Annotated in this window: 7 protein-coding genes; 4 read left to right on the top strand and 3 right to left on the bottom strand. The window is 73.8% G+C overall.

Features of this window, described 5'->3' with window-relative positions:
• Positions 1-215: hypothetical protein (locus tag PSH25_RS24345; RefSeq protein ID WP_238661282.1), on the bottom strand; the 215-nt coding region annotated here is incomplete at its 3' end.
• Positions 216-431: 216 nt separating this feature from the next.
• Here PSH25_RS24345 and PSH25_RS24340 point away from each other — a divergent pair.
• Positions 432-812, top strand: a complete 381-nt coding sequence (locus PSH25_RS24340) for a PH domain-containing protein (protein ID WP_238661281.1) — start codon at positions 432-434, stop codon at positions 810-812.
• On the opposite strand, the gene PSH25_RS24335 is transcribed toward PSH25_RS24340, so the two are convergent.
• Positions 806-1732 carry a 2-hydroxyacid dehydrogenase gene (locus PSH25_RS24335; protein WP_238661280.1) on the bottom strand — a complete coding sequence of 309 codons (927 nt, stop codon included), beginning with the start codon at positions 1730-1732 and terminating at the stop codon, positions 806-808. The genes PSH25_RS24340 and PSH25_RS24335 overlap by 7 nt on opposite strands.
• A gap of 186 nt (positions 1733-1918) precedes the next feature.
• On the opposite strand from PSH25_RS24335, the gene PSH25_RS24330 reads away from it, so the two are divergent.
• The 3 genes from PSH25_RS24330 to PSH25_RS24320 all read left to right on the top strand — a co-directional run bounded on the left by PSH25_RS24330 (position 1919) and on the right by PSH25_RS24320 (position 6665).
• Positions 1919-3736 carry a SpoIIE family protein phosphatase gene (locus PSH25_RS24330; protein ID WP_238661279.1) on the top strand — a complete coding sequence of 606 codons (1818 nt, stop codon included), beginning with the start codon at positions 1919-1921 and terminating at the stop codon, positions 3734-3736.
• A gap of 91 nt (positions 3737-3827) precedes the next feature.
• Positions 3828-5000 carry a PQQ-dependent sugar dehydrogenase gene (locus tag PSH25_RS24325; protein WP_238661278.1) on the top strand — a complete coding sequence of 391 codons (1173 nt, stop codon included), beginning with the start codon at positions 3828-3830 and terminating at the stop codon, positions 4998-5000.
• A 60-nt stretch (positions 5001-5060) separates the two neighbouring features.
• Complete coding sequence (locus PSH25_RS24320; protein WP_238661277.1) at positions 5061-6665, top strand: metallophosphoesterase; 1605 nt, start codon at positions 5061-5063, stop codon at positions 6663-6665.
• Positions 6666-6703: 38 nt separating this feature from the next.
• Here the strand turns inward: PSH25_RS24320 and PSH25_RS24315 are convergent.
• On the bottom strand, positions 6704-6920 hold a 217-nt coding region (locus PSH25_RS24315; RefSeq protein ID WP_238661276.1), incomplete at its 5' end, for a hypothetical protein.

The following is a 6920-nucleotide window of genomic DNA, read 5'->3' as shown; positions in this document are numbered from 1 at the left end:
CGCGGGGTCGGGTCGGTGCCGCGCCGGGTGGCCAGCCGGGAGAGTCGCAGGCCGGCGAGCGTGGCGCCGGCACCGGCGGCCAGCGCGATCACCACCGAGGTCGGGACCAGATCGGCGGCACCGGCGAGGAGCAGCAGCGCCACCGCCACGGACGTGGCGGCCTCCGGTGCCGCACGGCGGGGGACGAGGACGCGGAACGGGTACGCGAGGAGCACGGCGGTCGCCTTCGTGAGGGGGCACGGGGGCGGTGCGGCGGTGCGGGACATCGGACGTTGCGAGTCCGCTACCCACGATTGCAACGATGGACGGCCGAATTGGTTACTTGCCGGTCACTCAGGGGAGACAACGACCTGTGTCACTGTACGGCGTACCGCACGCTGCTGGCACCGCCCGCCGCGAGCCGAAACGACCGGGAGTGGGATCATCGGAGGGTGAGTAAGCCCGACACGGTCCGCTTCCGGTACAACCAAGCCATCCTGGTGGCCGCGATCATCGCCTTCGTCGGCGCCCTGCCGCTGGCCAACGCCCGGGCCTACCTGCTGCCGGTGCTGCTCGTCCCGCTCGCCGTCGCGGTGTGGGCCTGGCGGGCCGGCACCGACGCCGACGCGCGGGAGCTGCGCATCCGGGCGCTGGCCGGGCAGCGTCGGATCGACTGGGACCGGGTCCTCGAGCTGACCACCGACCAGCGCGGGCGCGCCGTCGCCCGGCTCGACGACGGCCACCAGGTCACCCTGCCGGCCGTCCGTGCGGCGGATCTGCCCCGGCTGGTCGCGGCGACCGGCCAGTCGCTGCCGGACGCGCCCGGTCAGTAGCCGTCGACCACCGTGTTGATCAGCGGTTCCCCGGCGGCGAAGCGGCGTACCTGATCGCCCACCAGTCGGTAGGCCCGTGGCAACAACCCGCGCACCGACCCGGCGACGTGCGGGGTGAGCAGCACGTTCGGCATGGCCCAGAGCGGGGAGTCGGTGGGCAGCGGCTCGGGGTCGGTGACGTCCAACGCCGCCGAGATCCGACCGGTGCCCAGCTCGGCGACGAGCGCCTCGGTGTGCGCCACCGGGCCACGGGCGGCGTTGACCAGCAGCGCCCCGTCCGGCATCGCGGCCAGGAACGCCTTGTCGATCAGGCCACGGGTCTGGTCGGTGAGCGGCACCAGCACCACCACCACGTCCGCGTCGGGCAGCAGCCGGGGCAGCTCCTCGACGGCGTGCACACCCTGCTCCGGGCGGGCCGTCCTGGCGACCAGGGTGAAGCTCACGTCGAAGGGGGCGAGCCGGTCGCGCACGGCGGTGCCGATCGAACCGGCGCCGATGATGAGCACCCGCTTGCCGGTCAGCTCGTCGGTCGGGGCGTTCTCCGCGTACGTCCAGCGCCGCTCGGCCTGCGCGCGGACGAACGCCGGGAACGCCCGCAGCTGGGCGAGGATCGCGGTGACGACCCACTCGGCGGTGGAGGGGTCGTGCACGCCCCGGGCGTCGCAGAGTGTGACAGCCGGCGGTGTCCGGCCGGCCCAGGCGTCCGCCCCGGCGGAGAGCAACTGCACCACCGCCAGGTCGGGCAGCTCCCGCAGCAGCGCCGTCGCGTCCGAACCGCCCAGGAACGGCGGCATCCAGAACCGCACGTCGGTCGCCTCGGACGGCATCCGGTCGGTGTGCTCGAAGACCTCCACGGTCACGTCCGGGGGCAGCTCGCCCAGGAGGTTCAGGCCGGCCTGGTGCGGGATCCATACCTTCACGTCCGCCGACGATAGTCCCCAGCGTCCCGGCCGGTGCGGGCACGGCGGCGAACCGGCGTCGCGGGGGATGGCGCACCGTGTCGGGGCGGGCGAGACTCAGCACACCGATGTTCGACTCCGACCCGAACGAGGTATAACGAGGGGTCGGAGGGCCTGTCGGCCTCCGCCCCGGCAGACAGGTGCTCGATGACCGACGGCTCCCCCGGCCCCGCCCGGCGTTCGATCGCGCCACCCTCGGTGCTCGGCGACCCGGCGCGGTTGCGCGCACTCGCCGACACCGGGCTGGACGCCGCCCCGGACGAGGCGTTCGACAGGTTCGCCCGGCTGGTCAGCGACCTGCTGGACGTGCCGGTCGCACTGGTCTCCCTGGTCTCCGCCGACCGGCAGTTCTTCCCGGGCGCGGTCGGACTGCCCGAGCCCTGGTCGCAGCGCCGGCAGACCCCGCTGAGCCACTCGTTCTGTCAGCACGTCGTGGACATCGAGGTGCCGATGGTGCTGCCGGACGCCCGGCTCTACCCCCGCGTCCGGGACAACCTGGCCATCGACGACCTCGGCGTGGTCGCGTACGCCGGGATGCCGCTGACCGACCTCTCCGGCCGGGTGCTCGGCTCGCTCTGCGCCATCGACAGCAAGCCCCGCGCCTGGACGGCCGCCCAACTGCGGACCCTGGCCGACCTGGCCGCCGCCTGCTCGTCGGAGCTGCGACTGCGGATCGCGCTCGACGGCGCGCAGGAGGCCCGGCGGCGGGTCGTGCAGGCGCACGAGCGGCTGGAGCTGCTGGCCGGGGTGAGCGAGACGCTGGCCGGCACCCTGGACGTGAGCACCGCGCTGCGCCGGCTCGCCGCCACCATGGTGCCGCTGCTCGCCGACTGGTGCCTGCTCACCCTGATCGGGCCGACCGGTCTGCCCCGCGAGGTGGTCTCGGTGCACCGGGACCCGGCCCGGGCGGCGGACGTCGACCGCTTCGGCGAGCTGCTGCGCACCGGGCTGAGCCCCGAGTCGAGCATCCGGGCGGTGCTCCGGACCGGCCTGCCCCGGCTCGGCAGCGTGGCGTCCCTGGCCGACGTGACGAGAGGCACCACCGACCCGGAGATGGCCTCCATCGCCAGCCGGCTGGGCATCGCCTCCTACCTGAGCGTGCCGGTGCGAGGCGTCGGCGGCACGGTGCTGGGGGCGATCACCCTCGTCAACGGCGGCCAACGTCAGCAGTTCGACGACCGGGACCTGCTCACCGCGGTCGACATCGGCCGCCGGGCCGGCCAGGCCGTCGGCAACAGCTCGATGTACGGCGAGCAGCGGCACGTCGCCGAGGTCCTGCAACACAGCATGCTGCCCCGGCTGCCGGTGGTGGCGGAGCTGGAGCTGGCGGCCCGGTACCAGCCGGCGGCCGACCGGGTGGAGGTGGGCGGCGACTGGTACGACGCCTTCGTGCAGCCCGACGGCGACGTGATCGCGGCGATCGGGGACGTGGCCGGGCACGACATCGAGGCGGCGGCGACCATGGGTCAGCTGCGCAACCTGGTGCGGGGCAACGCCTTCGGCCGGCCGGACGCGGTCGGGTCGCTGATGAGCAACCTGGATGGCGCCATCCGTGGCCTGCGGCTGCCGATCGCCGCCACCGCGACGCTGGTGCGGATCTGCCCGCAGCGCGCCGGTGTGCACGAGGTGACCTGGTCCAACGCCGGGCACCCGCCGGCCCTGGTGGTGCGCGCCGGTGGGGCGGTCGAGACCCTGGAGGCGACGCCGGAGCCGCTGCTCGGCCTGGCCCGCCCGTCACCCAGGAGCAGCTGGTCGACCAGTCTGGCCACCGGCGACACCCTGCTGCTCTACACCGACGGTTTGATCGAACGGCGGGACCGCTCCATCGACGAGGGGTTGGCCGAGCTGGTGGGCCGGTTGACCGGCACCGACACGTTGCCCCTCGACGACCTGTGCGACCTGCTGCTCGCCTCGATCCGGCACCGTGAGGACGACACCGCGCTGCTGGCCGTACGGGCGCGGTGAGCGGTCCACCGGGGACCATCGGGCGGGTCGTCGGCACCCGTTGGATCTCGACGGGCCCGGCCGGGGCGCGCGGCGGGCTACCCTGGGCCGGGTGAGCGCCCGTCCCTCGTACCCTCGCATCCGCCGCTTCCGGGCGGCCCTCGCGGCGTCCTGCGCGGCGCTGCTGTTCGCCGCCGGTTGCAGCTTCGGCGAGCCGGAGCCCGACCCGGCCGGCGAGCCGCCCAACCTGCCGACCCCGTCCGCGTCGGCGAGCCCTGGCGGCGCCGGCCAGCAGGCGGTGGCGACCGTGCTCGCCAAGGGTCTGCGGGTGCCCTGGGCCATCGCCTTCCTGCCGGACGGCGGCGCGCTGGTCACCGAACGGGACAACGGCCGGATCCTGCAGGTCGGGCCCGAGTCCGGGCCGGACGGGCTGCGGGTCCGCCCGGTGCAGACGATCCCCGACGTGGCGGCGGCGGGCGAGGGTGGCCTGCTCGGCATCGCCGTCTCCCCCGACTACGCCCGGGACCGGACGGTGTTCGTCTACTACACCGCCGAGGAGGACAACCGGGTCGCCCGGCTGCAACTCGGCGGGCAGCCCACCCCGATCCTCACCGGCATCCCCAAGGCCACCGTGCACAACGGCGGTGGGCTGGGCTTCGGCCCGGACAAGCAGCTCTACGTCAGCACGGGTGACGCCGGTCAGCGCCCCCTCTCCCAGGACGTGAAGAGCCTCGGCGGCAAGATCCTCCGGATCACCCCGGACGGCAAGCCCGCCGCCGGCAATCCGTACCCCAACTCTCCGGTCTGGTCCTTCGGGCACCGCAACGTGCAGGGTTTCGCCTGGGACGCCGCGAAGCGGATGTACGCCGTCGAGTTCGGCCAGAACACCTGGGACGAGATCAACCAGATCACCAAGGGCGGCAACTACGGCTGGCCGGAGGTCGAGGGTCAGGCCGGCGACAAGCGGTTCACCGACCCGATCGCGCAGTGGGCGACGTCGGACGCGTCCTGCTCGGGTCTGGCCGCCACGGACCGGCTGCTGGTCACCGGCTGCCTGCGGGGCAAGCGCCTCTGGGTGATGGAGTTGACCGACACCGGCACGCTGCTCGGTCAGCCCAGTGAGCTGCTCACCAACCGCTACGGTCGGCTGCGCGCGGTGGCCGCGGCACCGGACGGGTCGCTCTGGGTGAGCACCTCCAACCACGACGGGCGGGGCGACCCGGCGGGCGACGACGACCGGCTCCTGCGGGTGGTCTTCGCGGGCGGTGACGGCGGGCGCAGCTGACTTCGTCACCATCGGTTCAGGTTTGCCAAGATCTTCCGACGGGCAGGTCAGACTTTCAACATGGACGGGCAACGCGACGAGCGGCACGACGACGCCGATGACCGGGACGATCCGGTGACCGGCGGCGATCGGCCGCGCCCGGCGGGTTGGCGGGTCGCCGCCGCCGGCCCGCTGCGTCGCCTCGGGCTGATCGTCGCCGTCCTCGCCGTGGCCCTGGGTGGGGCGGTGCTCGGGGCGCTGGCCGGCGGTCAGGTGAGCACCGACATCGGCCCGTTCCGGGCCGACCTCAGCATCTCCCCCGCCCGCGACGGCGGCACCACCGTCGACATTCCGCCGCTCGGCGCGCTGCTGCTCGACAGCCACGACGGGCCGACCCACCTCACCGTCCGGCTGGGCGCGCTCGACCAGGGGCGCACCGAGGCGCTGATCGACGACCCGGCCAGCATCAGCAGGGCCAGCCAGAGCGCCGTGGAGGACGTCCGCTCCGGGGTGATGCGCCTCGGCCTGCGTACCCTCGCCGCGTCGGTGCTGGTCACGTTGATCCTGGCCGGGCTGATCTTCCGCAACGTCCGGCGTACCGCCTGGGCGGGTGGGCTGGCGCTGCTGGTCACCGCCGGCAGCCTCGGCACGGCGGCGGCGACCCTTCGGCCGCAGGCCATCGAGGAACCGCGCTACGAGGGGCTGCTGGTCAACGCGCCGGCCATCGTCGGTGACGCCCGCCGGATCGCCAACGACTACACCAAGTACGCGGAGCAGTTGCAGCGCCTGGTGGGCAACGTCAGCCAGCTCTACACCACCGTCTCGGCGCTTCCGCTGTTGGAGCCGACCCCGGGCACCACGCGGGTGCTGCACGTCTCCGACATGCACCTCAACCCGACCGGCTGGCAGCTGATCCGGACGGTCGTGGAGCAGTTCGGCATCGACGTGGTGATCGACACCGGGGACATCACCGACTGGGGCAGCGAGCCGGAGGCCTCCTTCGTCGCCTCGATCGGGCTGCTGAAGAAGCCGTACGTGTTCATCCGGGGCAACCACGACTCCGGCAAGACCGCCGCCGCGGTGGCCCGTCAGCCGAACGCGATCGTGTTGAACAACACGACCACGACGGTCGCCGGGCTGACCATCGCCGGCATCGGCGACCCGCGCTTCACCCCGGACAAGAACACCTCCCCCGCCGGCAGCGGGTTGACCCAGCAGGTGGCCGACCAGGTGATCGGGGCCGGCAACCAGCTCGCCGCGACGGTCCGCAGCTCACCGCGACCGGTCAACATCGCGCTCGTGCACGACCCGGCGTCGGCCGGGCCGCTCGCCGGCACCTGCCCGCTGGTGCTGGCCGGGCACACCCACGCCCGGCAGGTCTCCAAACTGCCGCAGGCACCCGGGCAGCAGCCCACCACGCTGATGGTGGAGGGGTCCACCGGCGGCGCCGGGCTGCGTGGCCTGGAGGGCGAGAAGCCCACCCCGCTGTCGATGAGCGTGCTCTACTTCGACCAGCAGAAGATGCTGCAGGCGTACGACACCATCACCGTCGGCGGCACCGGGCAGGCCCAGGTCAACCTGGAACGACGCCTGGTGGAGAACCCGACCGCCGGCGTCCCCGCCACACCCACACCCACACCGACCGGTGGTGTTCCGGCCACACCCACGCCCACACCGACCGGCTGAGCCGACGCCCACCAGCGGGCCGGGCGGGCGCGGGCGGGTCAGCGGAGGGCGATGGCGGCCAGTGCGGCGTTGACGATGCTGCCGGGCAGCAGGTCGTGCAGTTCGTACAGCTCGGCGACGCTGCCGGACTGGCCGAACTCGTCCACCCCGAGCGGCACCGCCGGCGCGCCGACCGCCGAACCGAGCCAGGCCATCGCGTGCGACGCGGCGTCGTGCACGGTCACCACCGGCACCCGGTCGGCGAACGCGGCCCCC

Source organism: Micromonospora foliorum, assembly GCF_022229015.1.
In the GTDB taxonomy this organism is placed as follows: domain Bacteria; phylum Actinomycetota; class Actinomycetes; order Mycobacteriales; family Micromonosporaceae; genus Micromonospora; species Micromonospora foliorum.
The sequence above is the reverse complement of the archived record's forward strand: the minus strand, read 5'-3'. Positions and strand labels throughout refer to the sequence as shown.

Excerpts from the sequence above, each read along its gene's own strand:
- PSH25_RS24330 (WP_238661279.1), top strand. The coding sequence starts at position 1,919 with ATGACCGACGGCTCCCCCGGCCCCGCCCGGCGTTCGATCGCGCCACCC.
- PSH25_RS24320 (WP_238661277.1), top strand. The coding sequence starts at position 5,061 with ATGGACGGGCAACGCGACGAGCGGCACGACGACGCCGATGACCGGGAC.